This is a genomic window from Cryobacterium sp. 10I5 (assembly GCF_035019865.1).
Lineage (GTDB): Bacteria > Actinomycetota > Actinomycetes > Actinomycetales > Microbacteriaceae > Cryobacterium > Cryobacterium breve_A.
On record NZ_JASJVI010000065.1, the window covers coordinates 1 to 21121 of the forward strand.

At 67.0% G+C, this 21121-nt stretch carries 17 protein-coding genes; 3 read left to right on the forward strand and 14 right to left on the reverse strand.

Going from position 1 to position 21121, the window contains the following annotated elements; all coding sequences use genetic code 11:
• From QN350_RS14410 to QN350_RS14445, 8 genes are all read right to left on the reverse strand, one after another.
• Nucleotides 1-987, reverse strand: a 987-nt coding sequence (locus tag QN350_RS14410; protein ID WP_323516816.1) for a D-alanine--D-alanine ligase family protein, incomplete at its 3' end; no start/stop codon positions are given.
• Nucleotides 890-1981: an NAD(P)H-dependent glycerol-3-phosphate dehydrogenase gene (locus QN350_RS14415; protein ID WP_416173079.1), complete on the reverse strand. Its 1092-nt coding sequence runs from the start codon at nucleotides 1979-1981 to the stop codon at nucleotides 890-892. The genes QN350_RS14415 and QN350_RS14410, both read right to left, overlap by 98 nt.
• A 37-nt stretch (nucleotides 1982-2018) precedes the next feature.
• A complete protein-coding gene (locus tag QN350_RS14420) occupies nucleotides 2019-2759 on the reverse strand; it encodes a lysophospholipid acyltransferase family protein (RefSeq protein WP_416173080.1) in 741 nt (246 codons plus the stop codon).
• Between the two features lie 76 nt (nucleotides 2760-2835).
• Nucleotides 2836-4164: a UDP-N-acetylglucosamine 1-carboxyvinyltransferase gene (murA, locus tag QN350_RS14425; RefSeq protein ID WP_134448059.1), complete on the reverse strand. Its 1329-nt coding sequence runs from the start codon at nucleotides 4162-4164 to the stop codon at nucleotides 2836-2838.
• Between the two features lie 104 nt (nucleotides 4165-4268).
• On the reverse strand, nucleotides 4269-4877 hold the full coding sequence (leuD, locus tag QN350_RS14430) for a 3-isopropylmalate dehydratase small subunit (protein WP_281535292.1): 609 nt from the start codon (nucleotides 4875-4877) through the stop codon (nucleotides 4269-4271).
• Between the two features lie 2 nt (nucleotides 4878-4879).
• On the reverse strand, nucleotides 4880-6388 hold the full coding sequence (gene leuC, locus QN350_RS14435) for a 3-isopropylmalate dehydratase large subunit (protein ID WP_322140187.1): 1509 nt from the start codon (nucleotides 6386-6388) through the stop codon (nucleotides 4880-4882).
• A 153-nt stretch (nucleotides 6389-6541) separates the two neighbouring features.
• Complete coding sequence (locus tag QN350_RS14440; protein WP_323502916.1) at nucleotides 6542-7294, reverse strand: PP2C family protein-serine/threonine phosphatase; 753 nt, start codon at nucleotides 7292-7294, stop codon at nucleotides 6542-6544.
• A 162-nt stretch (nucleotides 7295-7456) separates the two neighbouring features.
• Nucleotides 7457-8482 (reverse strand): TerC family protein, encoded by a 1026-nt coding sequence (locus QN350_RS14445; RefSeq protein WP_281535294.1) that lies wholly within the window; start codon nucleotides 8480-8482, stop codon nucleotides 7457-7459.
• Between the two features lie 272 nt (nucleotides 8483-8754).
• On the opposite strand from QN350_RS14445, the gene QN350_RS14450 reads away from it, so the two are divergent.
• Entirely contained in the window at nucleotides 8755-10095 is a 1341-nt protein-coding gene (locus QN350_RS14450; protein ID WP_322140189.1) for a hypothetical protein, read from the forward strand.
• 126 nt (nucleotides 10096-10221) lie between these two features.
• Nucleotides 10222-11394 (forward strand): MFS transporter, encoded by a 1173-nt coding sequence (locus QN350_RS14455; protein ID WP_416347738.1) that lies wholly within the window; start codon nucleotides 10222-10224, stop codon nucleotides 11392-11394.
• Between the two features lie 61 nt (nucleotides 11395-11455).
• On the opposite strand, the gene QN350_RS14460 is transcribed toward QN350_RS14455, so the two are convergent.
• Nucleotides 11456-13978: a transglycosylase domain-containing protein gene (locus tag QN350_RS14460; protein WP_323516820.1), complete on the reverse strand. Its 2523-nt coding sequence runs from the start codon at nucleotides 13976-13978 to the stop codon at nucleotides 11456-11458.
• A gap of 207 nt (nucleotides 13979-14185) precedes the next feature.
• Between QN350_RS14460 and QN350_RS14465 the strand changes: the two genes are divergently transcribed.
• The gene (locus QN350_RS14465; protein WP_323516826.1) at nucleotides 14186-16474 is read left to right on the forward strand and encodes a putative bifunctional diguanylate cyclase/phosphodiesterase; all 2289 of its coding nucleotides are present in this window, start codon (nucleotides 14186-14188) and stop codon (nucleotides 16472-16474) included.
• Nucleotides 16475-16483: 9 nt separating this feature from the next.
• Here QN350_RS14465 and QN350_RS14470 read toward each other — a convergent pair whose 3' ends face one another.
• From QN350_RS14470 to QN350_RS14490, 5 genes are all read right to left on the reverse strand, one after another.
• Nucleotides 16484-17251: a glycosyltransferase gene (locus QN350_RS14470; RefSeq protein WP_322140192.1), complete on the reverse strand. Its 768-nt coding sequence runs from the start codon at nucleotides 17249-17251 to the stop codon at nucleotides 16484-16486.
• On the reverse strand, nucleotides 17248-18672 hold the full coding sequence (locus QN350_RS14475) for a bifunctional PIG-L family deacetylase/class I SAM-dependent methyltransferase (protein WP_322140193.1): 1425 nt from the start codon (nucleotides 18670-18672) through the stop codon (nucleotides 17248-17250). The genes QN350_RS14470 and QN350_RS14475 overlap by 4 nt, the downstream gene beginning before the upstream one ends.
• Nucleotides 18666-19760: an acyl-CoA dehydrogenase gene (locus tag QN350_RS14480; protein ID WP_323516829.1), complete on the reverse strand. Its 1095-nt coding sequence runs from the start codon at nucleotides 19758-19760 to the stop codon at nucleotides 18666-18668. The genes QN350_RS14475 and QN350_RS14480 overlap by 7 nt, the downstream gene beginning before the upstream one ends.
• 243 nt (nucleotides 19761-20003) lie before the next feature.
• Entirely contained in the window at nucleotides 20004-20867 is an 864-nt protein-coding gene (locus QN350_RS14485; protein WP_323516833.1) for an ADP-polyphosphate phosphotransferase, read from the reverse strand.
• On the reverse strand, nucleotides 20864-21121 hold a 258-nt coding region (locus QN350_RS14490), incomplete at its 5' end, for a hypothetical protein (protein WP_323507881.1). The genes QN350_RS14490 and QN350_RS14485, both read right to left, overlap by 4 nt.

Below are 21121 nucleotides of genomic sequence, written 5' to 3' on the forward strand. Positions count from 1 at the left end.
GTTGATCTCGTTGATGACCCAGCCGGTGTCGGTGAGGAAGAAGTCGACCCGCGCGAGTCCGGCGCCGTCGATGGCGTCGAACGCCCGGATCGCCATCCGCTGCATCTCGGCGAGCTCGGCCGGGGTCAGGGCGGCCGGGCACACCAGTTCGATGCCCGCCGCTCCCAGATACTTGGCGTCGAAGTCGTAGAAGTCGCGCCCGGTGACGAGTACCTCCCCGGCGACGGATGCCCGGGACGGCTCCCCCGGACGGCCCTGCAGCACGGCGACCTCGAGTTCACGGCCCACGAGGCCGGCCTCGATCAGGACCTTGTCGTCCTCCGCGAGAGCGGTCTCCATGGCACGGACCAGGCCGGCGGGGTCCGTGACCCGGCTCACGCCGACGCTCGACCCGGCGCGGGCCGGCTTCACGAAGGCGGGCAGACCGAGTTCGGCGAGGGCCGCATACGCCATCCCGGGCGCCTCGGCCCAGTCGGCCGCGGTGATCGTGCGCCACGGCGCCACCGGGAGGGAGGCCTGCTGGAACACGGTCTTGGTGAAGTGCTTGTCCATCCCGAGCGCAGACGCGAGCACTCCGGAGCCGACGAATGGCAGGCCGAGCAGTTCGAGGAGGCCCTGGATGGTGCCGTCCTCGCCGTATGGCCCGTGCAGGATCGGGAAGACGAGGTCGACGGTGCCGAGGGAGCGAGCGGATGCGCCGGGCGCGTCCACGACGCGGAGGGTGCGGTCGAGCGCTGATTCCGGCCAGTGCACCCGGCTGCCGTTGTCGGTGACCACGGGCAGCTCGGCGGCCGAGGATCCGAGGGCGAAGTGTGCCGGGTCATCCGCTTCGAGCACGAATGCGCCGTCGCGGGTGATCCCGATCGGGATCACGTCGTAACGCGACCGGTCAATTGCCGCCAGGACTCCGCCGGCCGTGGCGCAGCTGATCGAGTGTTCGCTTGACCGACCCCCAAAGAGCAGCGCTACCGTGAGCTTGTCCGTCATCAATTGTCCTTTCGCCCTGCGGCTCCGCCGAATCCGTGGTGAGGTGAGGGGCGATGTCCCGCGGTTTCAGCGTACCGGCCAGCACCTGCCGCACCTGTTCGACGATGGGCATGTCGACGCCCTTGGCCCTGGCGAGATCGAGGATCGGGCCGACGGACGCGAGGCCCTCCGTGGTCTGCTGCATCTGTTTGACGACGTCCGCGATGCTGTAGCCCTGGCCAAGGAGACGCCCGGCGGTGTTGTTACGCGAGAGCGGGGACTGGCAGGTGGCGATGAGGTCGCCGAGGCCGGCGAGGCCGGCGAGGGTCTCCGGCTGCGCTCCGTATGCGACGGCGAAGTCGGTCATCTCGACGAGGCCGCGGGTGATGATCGAGGCCTTGGTGTTCTCGCCGTAGCCGACACCGTCGACGATACCGATCGCGACGGCGATGAGGTTCTTCAGCACGCCGCCGAACTCAGTGCCGATCACGTCGGTGTTGACGTAGGAGCGGAAGTACCCGTTGGTCGCGAGGATCGCGACCGCCTGGGCCGTCTCGAGGCTCGTCGAGGACACGACGGCGGCGGTCGGCTGCTCGCGGGCGATTTCGAGGGCCAGGTTGGGTCCCGAGATCGCCGCGATGTGGTGCGGATCGATCGGAAGCATCTCTTCGATGATCTGGCTCATCCGCTGGCCGGAGCCGCGTTCGACGCCCTTCATGAGCGAGACCAGGATGGCCCCGGGTTCGAGGAACGGCTCCATCAGGACCAGGTTCTCCCGCAGCGACTGGCTCGGAACGGAGATGAACACCTGTTCGGCACCCGCGAGTGCCTGGTCCAGGTGCGGCGTCGCGCGCAACCCGATCGGGAGGTTGATGCCGGGGAGGTAGTCGCTGTTTCGACGACCCTCCGTGATCTCGCGGGCGAGTTCCGGCCGGCGGGCCCACAGTACGACATCGGCGCCGCCGTCGCTCAGGATCTTGGCAAAGGTGGTTCCCCAGCTTCCGGCTCCGAGCACGGCGACGCGGGTACCGACAGGGACGCCCTGCGGTTGCTTAGCCTTCAAAACGGCCGGTCTCCTTCTGGTCGTGCTCTGAGGGGTTCCAGCGCTTCGCCGGGGCCTTCTCGCCGCGGAGGTCTTCGAGAAGCCCGGTGATGGCATCCATCAGGATTGCCGTCGCCTCGTTCAGGGTCGCCGTGTCGAGGCTGCGTCCCTTGAATTCGTCGAAGGACAGCGGATCGCCGATCTTCACGTGCACCGTCTTGCGGGGAAACGGGCTGATCCGCTTCGAATATCGCGGCATCAGGTCCTGGGTTCCCCAGTGCGCCATCGGCACGATGGGAATGCCCTGCTCGAGTGCGATCCGCACGGCACCGGTCTTCCCGCGCATCGGCCACAGCTCGGGGTCGCGGGTGAGTGACCCCTCGGGGTACACGATGACCATCTGTCCGCGGTCGACGAGCCGCCTGGCCGCTTTGACGGGTTCGTTGCCGCGCGCGACCCCGCCGCGTTCGACGGGAATCTGGCCGGACTTCCGCAGCAGCCAGCCGAGCACGGGAATTTTGAACACGGATGCCTTCGCCATGAACCGGGGAGCACGTCCGAGCTTCCACGCGAGCGCCCCGACGACGATCGGGTCGATCTCACTGAAGTGGTTCGGCGACAGCACGAACGCCCCGGCCTGCGGGAACTTGCGGGCGTCGGTCACCCGGTAGCGCACCGCGAGGTTGACCGCGGGCAGCACGATCGTCGCCAGGATCCAGAACACGGAGGGTTGCAAGGTCTCCTTGCGCACCCTCACCGGCTTCACTGTCGAATCGGGATCGGCGGACGGTTCGGACGGACTTGCTCCATTGACTGGCACAGGGCCATTATCCTTCGAGATCGAAGTCCGCCCCCAACAGCCGCAGCTTGGTGATGAAGTTTTCGTATCCGCGGCTGATGATTCCGACGTTGCTGACCGTCGAGGTGCCCTCGGCCGTGAGCGCCGCGATCAGATGGCTGAAACCGCCGCGCAGGTCGGGAACCTCGATGTCGGCGCCGTGCAGCTTCGTCGGACCTGCGATGACGGCGGAGTGGTTGAAGTTGCGCTGCCCGAAGCGGCACGGGTGGCCGCCGAGGCATTCGCGGTGGATCTGGATCGTCGCGCCCATCTCGACGAGCGCGTCGACGAAGCCGAAACGCTGCTCGTAGACGGTCTCGTGCACGATCGACACGCCGTGCGCGTGCGTGAGGGCGATGACGAGCGGCTGCTGCCAGTCGGTCATGAAGCCGGGGTGCACATCCGTTTCGATGACGACGGGCTTGAGGTCGCCGCCCGGGTGGTAGAAACGGATGCCGTCGTCGTGGATCTCGAAGGCGCCTCCGACCTTGCGGAACACGTTGAGGAAGGTCAGCATCTCGGACTGGCGGGCGCCGCCGACGAAGATGTCGCCGTCGGTCGCGAGCGCGGCTGCCGCCCAGCTCGCCGCCTCGTTCCGGTCGAAGAGCGCCCGGTGGTTGAAGCCCTCGAGTCGTTCGACGCCCTCGATGCGGATGACCCGGTCGGTGTCGACCGTGATGATCGCACCCATCTTCTGCAGGATGTTGATCAGGTCCATGATCTCGGGCTCGATCGCCGCGCCCTTGAGCTCGGTGATGCCCTCTGCGCGCACGGCGGTGAGCAGGACCTGCTCGGTCGCGCCGACGCTCGGGTACGGGAGGGAGACCTTGGCGCCGTGCAGCCCGTTCGGGGCGGACATGCGGATGCCGTTGGGCTGCTTGTCGACGACTGCGCCGAACTTGCGCAGCACCTCGAGGTGGTAGTCGATCGGCCGGTCGCCGATGCGGCAACCGCCGAGGTCGGGGATGAAGGCTTCGCCGAGGCGGTGCAGGAGCGGCCCGCAGAAGAGGATCGGGATACGGGAGGACCCCGCGTGCGCGTCGATCGCGGCGAAGTGCGCGCTCTCGACGTCGACGGGGTCGAGCAGGAGCTCTCCGGGCTCGGGGCCATCGGTGACCTTGACGCCGTGCACCGCGAGCAGCTCGCGCACGATGCGCACGTCGCTGATGTTGGGGACGTTCTTCAGGATGCTCGGGCTCTCGCCGAGCAGGGAGGCGACCATGGCCTTGGTGACCAGGTTCTTCGCGCCCTTGAGTTCGATGCGGCCGATCAGCGGGATGCCGCCGCGGATCGTGATCTTGTCGCCTTTCAGCCCCACAGCGGCCCCCCAGCTCTGTGCGTTCTCACGGTTTTGTTCGTCTTCGAGGAGCTGCGCCTTCACGGCTGCGTCTTCACGGTTCTGGGCGATCTCGCTGATGGTGCTCACAAATTTACCTGCCTTGCGGGGAGAGTACGGGGCCGCCACGGCTCCCGATGGGATTCGAATTCTGCGATCCGCGCTTCATCACGCAGGGTCAGGCCAATGTCGTCAAGGCCTTCGAGGAGGCGCCAACGGGTGTAGTCGTCGACCTGGAATGGCACTGTGAAATCGCCGACGCGTGCTGTACGCGCAACCAGATCGACAGTGAGTTCTATTCCCGGGTCGGCCTCGATGATGCTCCAGAGCTTCTGGGCATCGTCCTCGGTGATCTGCGCGGCAAGCAGGCCCTGTTTGCCGGCATTGCCGCGGAAGATATCGCCGAACCGGGGGCTGAGCACGACGTCGAAACCGTAGTCGCGCAAGGCCCAGACGGCGTGTTCGCGGGATGAGCCCGTGCCGAAGTCGGCCCCGGCCACCAGGATCCGCGCGCCCGTGAACTCCGGCCGGTTGAGCACGAAGTCCGGGTCGGTCCGCCACGCCGCGAAGAGGGCGTCTTCGAAGCCGGTCTTGGTGACGCGCTTGAGGTAGACGGCTGGGATGATCTGGTCGGTGTCGACATTGGAGCGGCGCAGCGGCAGCGCGACGCCCGTGACGGTGAGGAACTTGTCCATGGTCAGAGTGCTCCATCCAGTGCCGGTGCCGCAGCAGGGGCCAGTTCGGCGGGGATAGCGTCGGCCGTGACGAGGCCGGCGGCGACGAGGTCCCACGGGCTCGAGAGGGTGCCGCGGATCGCCGTGGCAGCCGCGACGAGCGGGGAGACCAGGTGGGTGCGCCCGCCCTTGCCCTGGCGGCCCTCGAAGTTGCGGTTGCTGGTCGAGGCGCACCGCTCGCCGGGGGCGAGCTGGTCGGGGTTCATGCCGAGGCACATCGAGCAGCCGGCGAAGCGCCATTCGGCGCCGAAGTCGGTGAAGATCTTGTCCAGGCCTTCGGCCTCGGCCTCGATCCGCACGCGAGCGGAACCGGGCACGACGAGCATCCGCAGGCCGGGCGCCATGGTCTGGCCCTTCACGATCTCCGCGGCAGCGCGGAGGTCTTCGACGCGGCTGTTGGTGCAGGAACCGAGGAAGACGGTGTCGACCCGGATGTCCTTCATGCGGGTCCCCGCGGCGAGGTCCATGTATTCGAGGGCGCGCTGGGCGGCGGCTCGCTCGTTGGCGTCGGTCACGTCGGCCGGGTCAGGCACAGTCTCGCTCAGCGAGACGCCCTGGCCGGGGTTGGTTCCCCACGTCACGAAGGGTTCGAGGGTGTCGGCGTCGAGAACGACCTCGGCGTCGAAGACGGCGCCCTCGTCGGTCGCGAGGGTCTCCCAGTACGCGATCGCGTCGTCCCAGTCCTGGCCGGCCGGCGCGTGGGCGCGACCCTTCAGGTAGGCGTACGTCGTCGCATCCGGTGCGACCATGCCCGCGCGGGCGCCTGCCTCGATCGACATGTTGCAGATGGTCATGCGGCCCTCCATCGAGAGGGCGCGGATGGCGCTGCCGCGGTATTCGAGCACGTAGCCCTGGCCGCCGCCGGTGCCGATCTTCGCGATCACGGCGAGGATCACGTCCTTGGCGGTGACGCCGGGTCGCAGGGTGCCGTCGACTGTGATGGCCATGGTCTTGAACGGCTGCAGCGGCAGGGTCTGGGTGGCCATGACGTGTTCGACCTCGCTCGTGCCGATGCCGAGTGCCATGGCCCCGAAGGCGCCGTGGGTCGAGGTGTGCGAGTCTCCGCAGACGACGGTGATGCCCGGTTGGGTGAGCCCGAGCTGCGGGCCGACGACGTGCACGATGCCCTGCTCGATGTCGCCGAGTGAGTGCAGCCGCACGCCGAATTCCTCGCAGTTTCGGCGGAGCGTCTCGATCTGGGTGCGACTCGTGAGGTCCTTGATCGGCCGGTCGATCGCGAGAGTCGGAGTGTTGTGATCCTCGGTCGCGATCGTCAGGTCCGGTCGGCGCAGTGGGCGCCCGGCGAGGCGCAGGCCGTCGAACGCCTGCGGGCTCGTGACCTCGTGAACGAGGTGCAGGTCGATGTAAATCAGGTCAGGGGTACCATCGGAACCCTTGCTGACCAGGTGTTTGTCCCAGACTTTCTCGGCCAGGGTGCGTGGGCGTTCGCCCGACATCGATGCGTTAGTCATGTGTGTGCGTCTTCCTCAAGATTTGATGGCAGCCAACGACAGTCTCCGCGACGAGGGAGGCCTCAGAATTGGGACTCGTCGCGGCAGATAAGAAGGAGTCGACCGAACAGCACCCGGACAGGCTAACACTTCGCGCCGAGTCTTCGCCGGAGGTCACGATGGCGACACGACGGATTCGACGAAGACGACCGTGACATTGTCGTGCCCGCCGCGCGCGAGCGCCTCGTCGACGAGGGCGTCCACGACGGCCTGCTGGCCGTCGGCCTGGTGCTCAGCGAGGAGCCTCGAGATGTCGTCCGGTTCGAGCTCCTTGGTGAGGCCGTCTGAACAGATCAGGAACGCGCGGCGACCGGATGCGGGTACGAGCCACACATCCGCGTCGACGAACTCATCCGTTCCGATCGCCCTCGTGATGATGTTCCGTTCGGGATGGAGTTCGGCGGACCGCGGCGTGATCAGTCCCGCGTCGACGAGTTCCTGCACCGCAGAATGGTCGACAGACAGCTGGGTGAGGTGCACCCCGTCCCACGTGTAGATGCGGGAGTCGCCCACGTTGAAAGCCATCCAGTGCAGGCCGACATCGGCGCCGGCGTCGACGAAGGCCACCCCGGCCAGCGTGGTGCCGCTCACCGCGGTTCCGAAGTCCTCTGCGCCACTCAGGTCGCGCACGGCGTCGTTGGACGAATGGATCGCGTCGAGGATGCGCTCGGGCGTTGAGGGACGACCGGCCTCGATGTGTTCTTCGAAGACCCGAAGCACGGTCTGGCTCGCCTCGTCGCCGTGGGCATGCCCGCCCATGCCGTCGGCCACGAGGAACACCGGAGAGTGGGCCATGAAGCTGTCCTCGTTGAGCTGCCGCACCTGGCCGACCTCGCTCCGCGCCCCTACGGTGAATGAGACCGTCACCGTTGGGAGGGTCATCGTGTCTGCGCTCTGGACCAAGCCGGTACTCCCTCGTGCTGCGGCGCGTGTTCCGAGCCGACCCGATCGCGCCTCGGCGAGGCGTCAGAGTTCCTACGGTACCAATTCGGGGGGGCTTTTCGCGCCGCCGCGCACTCCGCGCCCGGGCTACTCCTTTTCGGTGAGCGACAGCTCCTCGCCGAGGCTGCGACCGCGGGCGCGGGCGTCGCGGTTCGCCTTGATCAGGCTCGCGACCGTGGCGATGGCCATGGAGACAACGATCACGCCGAGCGAGGTCCAGGTGTCGATCTCCGGCGCCCAGCCCACCCCGTTGCCGCCGTTGATGAACGGGACCTCGTTGGTGTGGAGCGCGTGCGAGACGAGCTTGACGCCGATGAAGAACAGGATGAAGGCGATCCCGTACTTGAGGTAGACCAGTCGTTCGAGCAGCCCGCCGAGCAGGAAATAGAGCTGCCGGAGTCCCATCAGGGCGAAGACATTGGCCGTGAAGACGATGAACGGGCTCGTCGTGATCCCGAAGATGGCCGGGATCGAGTCGAGGGCGAATACGAGGTCCGTCGTACCGATCGCGATGAAGACGATCAGCATCGGGGTGAAGACCCGACGTCCCTTGACGGTGGTGCGGATCTTCGACCCGTCGAAGGTCGGGGAGATCCGCAGGCGGCGACGGATCATCTTCACGAAGGCGTTGTCGGCCTCGTTGGCGTCCGGTTCCTTGGCGACGGCCTGGTGCACGGCCGTATAGAGAAGGAAGGCCCCGAAGATGTAGAAGATCCAGCTGAAGTTCTCGATGAGGGACGCGCCGAGGAGGATGAAGATCAGGCGCAGGACGAGCGCGATGATGATGCCCACCATGAGCACTTCCTGCTGGTATTTCCGGGGAACGGAGAATCTCGCCATGATGATGACGAAGACGAAGAGATTGTCGATGCTGAGGCTGTACTCGGTGAGCCAGCCGGCGAGGAACTGCCCGGCGTGCTCGGCATCGGCGAGGAGCAGCATCGCGAGCGCGAACAGCAGGGCGAGCACGACATAGAAGACGACCCACAGGCTGGCTTCGCGCATCGAGGGCACGTGCGGTCGCTTGTACACGATCAGCAGGTCAGCGACCAGGACAAGGGTCAGGACGACCAGGGAGCCGATTTCGAACCAGAGGGGAAGGGCAAGATCCACGGAGGGGCCTTTCGAGGAGAGGAGGGCAGGCAGATAACCTGAAAGTCTCTCCCGCGACGAAGACACGCCGCCGATCCGACCGGAACCCCTGCACCGCGGTCCGTGTTGACGATCAGATCATCGAACCCACTGATAACTCACCCAGTGGGCTTTGAGGGATACTCCCCTTCACGGGGGACAGTCTAGCGGAATTCCGTGCCGAATCCGACAGTCTGCGCCATAATGTGGCTGAGCAAGAGACTTGGCGCGCACTCGCGAGAGGCATGGACCCGATGGCGCAGATCGAAACCCCCGAGCAGCAAATCGAACGTCTTTCGGCCCAGGTCGCCCAGTTGCAGGCCCGGCTGGAGACCGCACCGCCGAGCACTCCCGCGGTGTATGAACCCAGCAGGGCATCGCTCCGGCTCCGCGCATTCTGCGCCGCGCTCCTGATCGCCATCGGCGTCATTCTCGCCCCGGTCGCCGTCGTCGCCGCGTGGACCAAGACCGAAGTCACCGACACCGGCCGATTCGTCGCCACCCTGTCTCCTCTTGTCGACGATCCGGCATTCCAGGCGTTCCTCGTTGACCAGATCACGACCGTGATCGACGACCAGGTCGACTTCGAGGCCATCGCAACGGACCTCTTCGATGGGATCGCCCAGCTCAACCTGCCGCCGAGGGCTCAGGTCGCCCTCCGCTTGCTCAAGCAGCCGGCCGTTGAGGGCGCCCGTTCCCTGGTGCGCACGGCGACACAGCGGCTGATCGCCTCCGACGCCTTCGCGAACATCTGGGAGCAGACCCTGCGGGTCAGCCACTCCCAGGTCATCGCGGCGCTGCAGGGCGATACGAACGGGCCGCTCACCATCGGAGCCCAGGGCGAGGTCGGCATCCAACTGGCGCCGACCATTGCAGCGGTCAAGAGCGCCCTCGTCGCGCAGGGCTTCGCACTCGCCGATCGGATCCCGGAAATCAACCGCACCATCCAGGTCGCCCAGTCCGACGCCCTTGTCCAGGCACGGGTCGCCTACCAGATCCTCGACATCCTGGGTTTCGTACTGCCGTGGGCCAGCCTGTTGCTCCTGGCCGCCGGCGTCGTGGTGGCGAGGCGGAAGGCGCGGGCGCTGATCTGGGCCGGCCTCCTGCTCGCGCTGTCGATGGCGGTGCTCGCAACGGGAATCTCGGTCGGGCGCATCCTCTTCGCGGGTTCCGTCTCGCCGCAGTACATGCCGCGGGATGCCGCACTGGCCACCTATGAGGCGATCGTGCCGTTCATAAGCGCGACGGCGGTGGCAGTGGGGACCGCAGGCGTGACCGTGGCTGTGGTGGCGTACCTCGCTGGTCCGTTCCGCGGCGCGATCGTGGTGCGCCGGCTGACCGTCGACTCCGCCAGGAGCGTCCGCTCGTCGGCGGAACGGCGCGGCGGAACGACGGGAGCGTTCGGAGTCTGGCTCTACACCGTGCGGCGATACGCGCGGATCGTAGTGGCACTGGCGGCTACGGCCGTCGTGCTGTTCGTCCGCCCACTGTCGCCCGGCGTGATCATCGGCACCGCCGTCACGGCCCTCGTCGCGATCCTCCTGATCGAGCTCCTCCAGCGGCCGCCCGCGGATGGCGTTGCTGCCAGCCTGTAGCCTTCGACCGTGAACGTTGAGAGCACGGATGAGAGCAGGGGCGCGACCGCGGCCGGAACGTCGAGTCAGGACGGCCACGCCGCGAACCAGTTCTCCCGGCCGCCGGTAGCGGCCCGCCGCGCCCGGATCGCGGTCGGCGTTCTGTTCTTCACCAACGGCGCGATCTTTGCGAACCTGCTCCCGCGTTATCCCGAGATCAAGGTCGACCTCGGCCTGACGAATGCGGAATTCGGCCTTGCGGTCGCCGCATACCCGCTCGGCGCGCTCATCGCCGGGTTGACGGCCGGGATGCTCGTGCGCCGCTTCCGCTCCTCGCGGGTGGCGATCATCGCCACGGTTTTCACGGCGATCGGCATCCTGCTCGCCGGGGTGGCCCCTGCCTGGTTTCCGCTCGCGGCCGGGCTGTTCCTGGCCGGCGCAATGGACTCGATCACCGACGTCGCCCAGAACTCACACGCGCTTCGGGTGCAACGCCTGTACAAACGCTCCATCCTCAACTCGTTCCACGCGGTCTGGAGTATCGGTGCGGTATCCGGCGGCGCACTCGGGTCCCTCGCCGCGGGGCTCGGCATTCCCCTGGCCGTGCACCTCACCCTCTCCGCCGTGCTGTTCAGCCTTCTGGCCGTGCTGTCGTACCGCATGCTCCTGTCCGGCCCCGAACCGGACGAGGCGCGCGCCGCCAGTGCTCCGGCCGGAGTGCAGACGCGCACCGGACGGGCGGTGGGCGTGCTGGCGAAATACGCGGTGCTGCTCGCCCTCGTGCTCATCGCTGCATCCGGGGCCATTGTCGAGGACGCCGGCAGCTCCTGGTCGGCGATCTACCTCTCCGTCGACCTCGGCGCATCGGCCTTCGTCGCGGGCCTCGGCTTCATCGCGCTCCACGGTATGCAGTTCATCGGGCGGATGCTCGGCGATCGGCTCGTGGACCGGTTCGGCCAGCGCGCGGTCGCGAGAACGGGCGGGGTGATCGTCTGCGTCGGCATGGGAAGCGCCCTCCTGATCCCGTCGATCCCGGGCACCGTGGTCGGATTCGGCCTCGCCGGGCTCGGGGTCGCGACCCTCATCCCTGCGGCCATGCACGCCGCAGATGAGCTTCCGGGCTTCAGACCCGGTTCCGGCCTGACGATCCTCGCCTGGCTGCTCAGGGTCGGCTTCCTGGTCTCGCCGCCCGTGGTCGGCGCGATCGCTGACGCCTCCTCACTCCGGCTCGGCCTGCTCGTCGTCCCGCTGGCCGGTGTGCTCGCCGTACTGTTCGCCGGGGTCCTGTCGGGCCGGGCGTCTCGGGACGCCAGCCGCTGATCTTCGCCACGCCCCAGCGGGCGCGGGCGTTGCGTCCCGCGCTCGCGGTCAGCGGGCCGGATCAGCCGCCGGCGGGGGCCAGCCGGCCGACCACGATCGTGACCGCGTCGCCGGGGTGGACCGCGCTGCCTGCCGCTGGCGACGTCGTCACGACAGTGCCGGTGACAGCGGGGTCCGTCACGATGGTCTCGTTCTTCACCACGGTGAAGTTCGACAGGGCGGCCCGGGCTTCGGCTTCGCGTTTGCCGGACACGTCCGGCACGATGACGAGAGCCGCGTTGCTCGTGTGAACCGTCACCGCGGCGCCGCGGGCCTCGCTGGTTCCTCCAGCGGGATCGGTGTTCGCGACGACGCCGGTCTGCAGTTCGGAGTCGATGCTACCGCCGTTCACAAAAAGGAAGCCGGCGGACTCGAGTGCCGACTGCGCCTGGGTAAGGCTCTTGCCCCGAAGGTCGGGAATCGGGACCTGCACGGCATTGACAATTGATCCTGACGCCGCAGGGAAGGCGTCGCCGCCGTACTTTGCGTTCGCGACGCTCATGACCTCCGGCCACATCCGGTGCCGGGCCGTGGCCGCCTGCACCGTCGAACGCAAAGCGCCAGGGCTCCGGAGACTGTCGAAATATGTGGTGCGCTGGTCAGTGTCATGCCCAGTGACGCTCATCACGCCGACGACCGTGGCGACCTTGGTGCTCGCACCGCTCATCCAGGTGTCCTTGTTGCCGTCTGTGGTTCCGGTCTTACCGATCATCGGCACGCGGGGCTTGGTGGCCGAGTACGACGCGGTCGCCGTACCGCCCGTCATGACCTGCTGCATCGCCGTCGTCATGCCTGCTGCAACGACCGGGTCAACCGACTGGTGGCACTCGGTTTGCGGTACGCCGAGTGCGGCGCCATCGGAACCGGTCATGTGGTCGATCACGATGGGACTGCAGGTGGTGCCCTTGTTGGCGATGCCGGCGAAGGCGACCGCCATGCTCAGCGGCGCGACCTCGTTGGTGCCGAGCACCGCGGAGGCCCCCTGCTCGAGCGGGGTTCCGTCGGCCCGGGTCACGCCGAACGCCTCGGCGGTCTTGCGGATGCCGCACAGGTCGAGTTTCTTGGCCATGCCGATGAAACCGGTGTTGATCGAGTTGATTGTGGACTGCAGTGCGCTGTAGTTGGTGCCGCCCTCACTCGAGTCGTTCTTCGGGTTGTAGCCGGGGAAGCTCACCGTGCCGCCGGTCGCGCAGCTGTCCCGGAAGGTGCCCCAGTTGGACTTGCGCCGCGAGTCGACCCGCTCATTGAGCGAGTGACCTTCGGTGAGCCACTCCGCAAGCGTGAACACCTTGTACGTCGATCCGGGCTGGAACCCGTGCGAGCCGCCCTGGTCGACATTGGTGCTGTAGTTGATCCCGGTCAGGTTTGAACCCGTGATCGGCACATCCCTGTCCTGGCTGTAGTCCTTGTTCTGCGTCATCGCGAGCACCTTGCCGGTACCGACGCCGACGCTGACGATCACGCCACCGACGTCCCAGCCGGGGTAGGTATCGGGAACGTTGGCCTTCATCGTGGTCTCGGCGGCAATCTGCAGGTCCAGGTCGAGGGTCGTGTAGACGTTGTACCCGCCCCGGCGGAAGTTGGCCATCCGGGTGGTGTCGTCGGCACCGAAAGTGGGGTCGTTCTGCAGGGTGTTCACGACGAGGTCGCAGAAGTACGCGCTGCCTCCGGCGGTCTGGCAGCCGGTCGAGGGCTCGTGGATGCTGGGCTCGATGGCCGAGGCGATCGCGGCATCGTGGTCGGCCTGGTTGATCTTGCCGTACTTGAGCATCTCGTCGAGGATGTAGTCGCGGCGGTCCTTGTTCGCGGCGTACCCGTTCGCGGCGCCGTTGGTCGCGCTGTCCGGCTGGTCGAGCTGGAACTTGACCGGGTTGTTCACGATCGCGACGAGGCTCGCCGCCTGCGGGAGCGTCAGCGTCGCCGCGGTCGAGCCGAAGTAGTACTCCGCCGCGGACTCGATGCCGTACACGGTGCCGCCGAAGCCGGTGATGTTCAGGTATGAGCGGAGGATGTCGTCCTTCGCGTACTTTTTCTCCACGCCGATCGCGAGGCGCATCTCCTTGAGCTTGCGGTCGGGAGTCTTCGCGATCGCCGCGTCATAGCAGTCGGACTTCTTCTGGGCATCCGTAAGCACTTCGCACTTCTGCACCAGCACGTTCTTCACATACTGCTGGGTGATCGAAGACCCACCGCGGGCGTCCCCCGTGGCAACGGTCGTGACGATCCCGGTCACAGTGCCCTGCAGATCAATGCCGCCGTGTTCATAGAAGCGCGGGTCCTCCGCGGAGGTCGCGGCGTCCTTGACAAACTGGTTGATCGCATCCGACCCGACCTCGACCCTGTTCTGGTCGTAGAACGACGCCAGAAGGGTCTGCGTTCCGTCACCCGTGGTCGCGTAGATGTTGCTCTTCTGCGAGAGCTGGTCGATCTTCAGGTAATCCGGCAGGTTCTCGAAGACGTTGATCGCGTTTGTCGCCGCGAGGCCGGAGAGTCCCAGTGCGGGAGTCACAGCAGCCGCCACGAGAACGCCGGCAACGACACTCATCCCGACAAAACCCAGCACGCCGCCGAGAGCTTCGAAATGTCGTCCTGTGTTCGGTTTCCTGTTCACGTGTCCCCCATTTTTATACCCGGCCATACGGCAAATTAACCGCCGCGCTGGCTCCCCCTGGATCAATATATATCGAGTTGTCGAACGCCGGGGTCATTTCGGACGCGACCGACGCGGCTAGGTTTGTCGAGAGGGGGAACTATGCCAGTCGAGACCAGCACGGAACGCGTCCGCGCGACTCAGGGAACGGGCCGATCCGGCCGATGGCCGAACTGGACCCTCGGGCTGATCGTGGCTGCCTTCGCGGTCGCCACAATCTTCGGCACCGCAGGCGACGTGAGTTCGCTCGTACTCGGATTCTTCGCCCTGTGGATTCCCGTTGCCGTGTGCTGGATTGCGATCGGTCGGGCCCGATCCCGGCGCAAGGACCTGTACCTGATGTCCGCTGCCGTGACGATCCTGGCGGCTGGGGATACGTTCTTCGCACTGGCGACGACCGGAGGCAACTCCCTGTCGAATCCGTCCTGGGCGGATGTCGGCTTCCTCGGTTTCTACCCGCTCATGTTCACGGCACTCGTCGTCCTCGCGAGGCGCAACATCCGCGGTCTCGCGTCTCCGATCGTCCTGGACAGCGCCGTCGGGTCTCTGGGCGCGGCCGCCCTGTTGGCCGTGCTGCTCGATCCGATCCTCAAGGCGGCCCTCGCGGCCCCTGGATCGTTCGCCACAACCGTCGCGTTTGCATATCCGCTCGGAGATGTCCTGCTGATCGCCTTCTTCGTCGGCATTGCGGCCTCCCACGGCACCTCCATCGGCCCGGGTTGGACTCTCCTTGTGCTCGGTCTCGCCGTTTTCACCGCCGCCGACATCATCAGTGTGTCCCTGCACCTGAACGGCCTCTACGTGCTCGGCACGGCACTCGACGTCGGCTGGCCCCTGAGCCTCGCCCTGATCGCGTCTTCGGTCGACAGGGAGGCCCGCCTCGGCTCGCAACCTCGCCGGTCGACCTGGGCGATCCCCGAACAGACGGTTCCGGCGATCGCCACGGCCGCGGGTCTCCTGGTCCTGATCCTGGGAACCCAGCTGAAGATCTCTCCGCTCGCCGTCGTCCTGGCGGCCCTGACCCTCACCCTCGCGGCACTGCCCCTGGTATTTCGCCAGCGCATCCGCATTGCGGACGCGCATCGCCAGGCACGGACCGACGAACTCACGGGGTTGCCCAACCGGCGCGCCCTCTACGCCGATGTGCCCGCTCGGCTGGCCGCGAATCCGCTCCGTACGAGCGCGCTTCTCCTGCTCGACCTCGACAAGTTCAAGGAGGTCAACGACAGTCTCGGTCACGATGTCGGTGATCTGCTCCTGTTCCAGGTCGCCGGCCGAATTTCGGGTCAGCTGCGCACCGAGGATCTCTTCGCGCGTGTCGGCGGTGACGAGTTCGTGATCTTTCTCGACGGTTCGGATTCGGTCAGGGCGGAAGCGGTGGCGTTGAAGCTGCGCGCGACCCTGGCCCAGCCGTTCATCCTCGCGGGCATCTCGGTACAGGCCAGTGCCAGCATCGGGATCGCCGGCTACCCCGACCAGGGGGAGGACCTGACCATGCTCCTCCGCAAGGCGGACATGGCGATGTACACGGCGAAGGCGACCCACAGCGGCCATCACGTCTACCGGGGCACCGACGACCATCACGGGGAAGAGCGGTTGCACCTGCTCGAGGAGTTACGTCTCGCGCTCGTCGACGACCAGCTGGTCATGCACTATCAGCCCAAGATCGACCTCAAAACCGGGGATGTCTGCGGCGTCGAGGCCCTGGTCCGCTGGAACCACCCGACGAGGGGTTTGTTGCAACCGGACGATTTCCTCGGACTCGTCGAGGAGTCCGGGCTCATGCACGCCATGACCGAGATCGTGCTGCACCAGGCTCTTGACCAGGCCGCGAGCTGGTCTGCCCAGGGACGAACGCTGACGATGGCGGTCAACATGTCGCCGAGCTCCCTGATCGACACGGTGCTTCCCGAACGGATCAGTGCGATGCTGTCTTCCCGCGGCCTGTCCCCCGCCATGCTGGTCCTGGAGATCACCGAAGATTTCCTCCTCTCCGACCGGGAGCGCGCGCGCAGCATCCTCACCCGGTTGCAGGCGACGGGAATTCGAATCTCCATCGATGACTTCGGAACCGGCTACAGTTCCCTCGCGTACCTGCGTGACCTGCCGATCGACGAGCTCAAACTCGACAAATCCTTCATCATCCCGATGAAGGACGACCCGCGCGCAACGGCCCTCGTCGTCTCGACCATCGACCTGGCCCACAGCCTCGGGCTTCGCATGGTCGCAGAGGGGGTGGAAGACACCACGGCATACTCCGAGCTCATCGGCTACGGCTGCGATGTCGCTCAAGGTTTCCTGTTGTCCCACCCTGTTCCTGCCGCCGAGCTGGAGGACTGGTTGGCCGCGAGAGCGCTCGATGGTAGCGCTCTGGGCCAGATATCCGGCTGAGGGGTTCGCTCAGGGACGGGCACCGGCCTCGTCGACGTGCAGCGCGCCCGTCTCCACGATGACGGGGATGCGAGCGGCTTGGGCGCGCAGGTAACCGGCGAACCCCCCGGGTGTGCGCCCGATGAGTCGCCCACTCGTGCGAACCGGGATGCGTGCCGTGCGGATCTCGCACACCCGCAGTCTCCGGAGTGCCGCGACGAGTGCGATGTCCTCGTCGGCGTCACTCCCGGGGAATTCCCCGGCAGCGAGGTACCGGTCCGCCCGCACCCCGAGATTGGCCCCGTGCACGTGCGGATGTCCCTCGACGAGCAGCTGTTCCGCCGCCCAGCGAGCGCGCATTTCGCGGCCGAGGCAGTCATCCGGCTCCACAGTGCCGAGGACCAGGTGCACATCGTTCCTGGCGAAGGCAAGCTGGCTCGTGAGCCAGTTCTCCGGGACGGCGGAATCGGCATCCGTCGACGCGATCCAGGTACGGCCCGTGAAGTCGCCCGTCGACTTCAGGATGTTTCGGACCCCCGCACGCCGCGCCGCGCCGACGGCTCCCGTGTCGCTGCGGACGAGGTGCACGCCCGGGAAACCGGCGGCAATCGACTCGGTCCCGTCCGTGCAGCGGTCAAGCACGATCACGACCGACACGATCGGGGGCGCTGGATCGAGGATCGCGACCACGGACTCGATCGCAGCGCCCAGGGCGGCGAGGCACCGCGGAAGCAGTTCCTCCTCGTTGTGCGCGGGGATGACGATGACCACGTGGTGGATTTCACCGGGACCGGTCACTGGACCAGCCCCTCCTGCTGGGCCACGGATCTCGCCGGCCCGGGTTGCCACACCTCGAGCAGGAAGTCGGTTTCGCGATGCGCGACGGTTCTCACGAGTCCGGGCACGGTCGCGAGCATGTCGTGGACCCGGTCACCGCTGAGCGGGTACTCCGGAACCGGGTGCCTCCAGTGGCAGGCGAGGAGGACTCCGCCAGGGGCGAGGCTGTCCCGGCACCGCTGGAAGAACCGTTCCAGGTCTGCGGTCGCGAGGTAGTAGCCGACTTCGGATACGACGATCAGGTCGAAGACTCCGGAGGGCCATTCACCGGGCAGGGTCATCCGCGCGAAGCGGACTCCGGGGCGCCCGGCGAGCCGTTCGCGGGCGATCGAGAGCGGTTGCTCCGCGATGTCGACGGCCGTCACGGTGTCGCACCGGGCGGCGAGGTCGGCCGTGAGCACTCCGATCGAGCAGCCGAGCTCCAGGGCGGCGCCGAATCGTTCGCGCGGCAGCGCAGCGAGGGTCAGCGCCCGTTTGCGACGTTCGTACCAGCGCGTCTCGAAGCCCCACGGGTCGCGCGCCTCCCCGTAGAAATCGTCGAAGAAGGACCTCGTCAGGCTTGTTTTCCCGGTCACATCCGGGGACGCCGCCTCGGTCGCGGTGTCTTCGACGAAGATCTCGAAGCCTCTCTCGAAATGGGCGGCCATCGCCGGGGGCACGACGGCCTCGTCTCCGGGTTCGTCGGACAACGGCAGGACCTGGCTGCGGTGCAGTGCGAGAGCCTGCAGCTTCAGCGCGTGGTCCTCGGGGCTGAGGTCAATCCTGCGGATCAGGTCCAGCGACCATTCCCCATCCGGTGTCGACCAGTGCCAGGCCCAGATCGGGTATTCGAGCAGCCGGGCGCCGGACCAGGCCGCTCCGGCGGCGGCCACCTCGCCGGCGAGACTGTGGTCGGGATGCCCGTCGGCACGCCATGGTGCCACGATCCAGATGCTCGCGACCGATCGTTCCTCTCCGGGCTCTGCGCCGGAAGGCGGCGTCCCCAGTACAGAGGCAAGCGCCCGCGCCGCCGCCTCCCTGTTTCCGGTGAGGTCGCCGTCGGGCAGTCCGGCGAAGTGCAGGCGAGCGGATGGCGCCAGGTGCGCGACGGCATCCGTCACTTCGGTCCTGCGCACCCGGGACAGTCGTTCCTGGGTATGTGTCGGGGATTCCGGGTGGGACGCTTCGCCGTCGCTGAGGACCAGGACATCGACCGGGATCCCGCGTCTTGCCGCACCGGCCATCAGCCCGCCGGCACCGAGCGTCTCGTCGTCAGGATGCGCGGCGACGACGATGAGCCGGGCGAGACCATCGGGGTCGAGCCGTGCTGCCGTCGTTATCCAGGGCGCGTCGGCCCAGGCCCGCTCGGCGGTGCCGGGGTCCCGGTGGCTGAAGGTCACCACGGTGCGATGCCCCGCGCACCATCGAGCAGCAGCGCACCCAGCTGGGCCTCGTCGCGTTCGGCGTGGTGCTGTCGAACGTACAACTGCAGGTCGGCGACACGCTGGGCGTGGCGGGCGTCAAAAGCGAGGGGTTGCGGACCGAGGGCGTGCCCGGCCCGCTCGATGACGACTTCTGCCGCGCGCGCGACGAGGCCCCGCACTCGCGCCGCGCGCACAGCGCCGTGTGCTCCGGTCGCGGTCCCGTCGTCGATCGCGCACGCGGCGGAAGCAAGCGCTTGCCCCGATGCCGTCACGAGTATGTCGATGGCGCCGAGGTGAGCAAGACCGACCTGATCGGTCGTACGCTCCCCAGCGTCCCGGTAGACGCGTCTGGCGATGCCGACGGTCCCGCCCCACCAACAGGCTGCGACCCCGATCCCTCCCCACGCGAAACCGGGTCGCTCGAGGTACCAGCCGTCGGCGCCGATCGGCTCTGCGGGAACGCCGCGAAAGTCAACAGGGCCGCTCGGAAGCGCTGCGAGTCCCCTGGCCACCCAGGATCCCTCCGACACCGTGATTCCCGGCACGCGGAGGTCGACGGCGAACAGCCGCCGTGTGGTCTCCGAGGTGTGCGCGGTGACGAGCGCGTGGCTGAGTTCGCCGGCGAGTGAGCACCACGGTTTGACGCCGTCGAGCCGCCATCCCGATTCGGTCTGGCGCGCCTCGAGGCGCGTGCCGCGTCCTTCAGCGGCGAACACGCCCCACGTTCGTCCATTCCCGGAATCGACGTGGCTTCCCGGGCCGGACTCGGCGGCCTGTTCCAGGATCGAGAGCGCATCCAGGTGTGCCTCCACGACGCGGGCAGCGGTCAGGTCTGCTGCCGCGACCGTCGCGAGTGTGTCGAAGAGTCGCTCGGTTCTCCCGGAACCCGGCCCCGCCCCGTCGAGCCGAACGCCGAGCGTCAGCGCCAGTCGCAGGGCGGCCTGGGTGTCCCCGTTCACCTGGAACGCTCGGTCGGCAACGACGCCCAGGTCGTCCTCGCCCTTGTCCAGCGGCGACCGGACCAGCCGAACCGGCCCGCTCGTGATCTCAGTATCCGACTCGCTCACTACGTCACACCGAACCCGGCCAAGGCCATCACCTGTCCCCCGTCTCACAACCGTTCATCGTGCGGAACGGCTGGTCAGCTCCCCAGTCGCTCGCTCGTATCCGGAGCACCATATCAGGAACCGAGGAAACAAAAGAGTCCCGGACGGGAAGAACTCGACGCCGACCCGTCTTGGGTGGGAAGCGCTCAGAGCCCCACGGTCGACACATCAAGCGGTTGTAGGCGGCGCCTGACCGGCTGCTTCTCAGAGTTCAGCGCGAATGTCGGCCAATTCCTGTGCGCGTTCGGCTGTGACGACCGGGTAGGCCATCTTCAGCCCCCTGAGCGCATCCACGATGATCTGGGACACGATGAGCCGGGCGTTCTTCTTGCTGTCCGCCGGGACCACATACCAGGGGCTCTCCCTGCTGCTCGTTGCTGTCAGGCATTCCTCGTAAGCAGAGATATATCTGTCCCAATACCCCCGTTCGTGAATATCAGCGAGAGTGAGCTTCCAGTTCTTTTCGGGAACATCGATCCGTTCGCGGAACCGACTCGCCTGTTCCTCTTTAGACAGGTTCAGGAAGATCTTGACGATCTTCGTCCCATTTCGGCTCAAATGCGCTTCAAGGTCCGCAATCGAGCGATACCGCTCCTTCCAGATGGACGATTCGTTGATGAGTTCAGCCGGGATACCCTCGCCGTGCAAGATCTCCGGGTGCACCCGCGCGACGAGAACTTCTTCGTAGTACGAGCGATTGAAGATGCCGATCCGGCCACGCTCGGGGAGGCGGCGGGTCGTCCGCCAGAGAAAGTCGTGCTCGAGTTCCTCGCTGCTTGGCTGTTTGAAGCTGAAGACCTGGCAACCCTGAGGGTTCACTCCGGACATGACGTGCCGGATCGCCCCATCCTTTCCTGCTGCGTCCATGCCCTGGAAGATCACCAATAGTGAGTAGTGTCCCGAGGCGTAGTGCAACCGTTGGAGCGCGGTCAGCTTTTTGACGTGCCTGTGCAGGACGTGCTTGTACGTTGCGTCGGCCCCCCAGACATGTGCAACGTCCGTCGCGCGGTCGGCAAGGTCCGCGTCCTTCCCTGCTTCGACGCGGAAGTCACGTGTGTCGATCTTCATGACAAGCCCTCCGTCTCCGGCGCTGCGGCGCCTTCTGGGTGAGAATCCACGGCGGCACCGTGGGGTTCCGGAGCAGCGGAAGAGGGTGCGGCAGAGTTCGTCAGCGAGCGGCCGGTCCTCCGGTTCTTCCCTGCGGGGTCGAGAATGCGATAGGCGAGGAGTTTGATGCGGTCGTTGACCAGCGCCCAGGCGATCGCGTAGCCCCACACGAAGGCGGCCCAGCCCCAGCCGAGCGGAGTCATGAAGAGCCCGTA

Coding starts and splice junctions, on each gene's coding strand:
- leuD (WP_281535292.1), bottom strand. CDS start 4,877: ATGGACAAGTTCCTCACCGTCACGGGCGTCGCGCTGCCGCTGCGCCGC.
- leuC (WP_322140187.1), bottom strand. CDS start 6,388: ATGACTAACGCATCGATGTCGGGCGAACGCCCACGCACCCTGGCCGAG.
- QN350_RS14450 (WP_322140189.1), top strand. CDS start 8,755: ATGGCGCAGATCGAAACCCCCGAGCAGCAAATCGAACGTCTTTCGGCC.
- QN350_RS14460 (WP_323516820.1), bottom strand. CDS start 13,978: ATGAGTGTCGTTGCCGGCGTTCTCGTGGCGGCTGCTGTGACTCCCGCA.
- QN350_RS14465 (WP_323516826.1), top strand. CDS start 14,186: ATGCCAGTCGAGACCAGCACGGAACGCGTCCGCGCGACTCAGGGAACG.
- QN350_RS14485 (WP_323516833.1), bottom strand. CDS start 20,867: ATGAAGATCGACACACGTGACTTCCGCGTCGAAGCAGGGAAGGACGCG.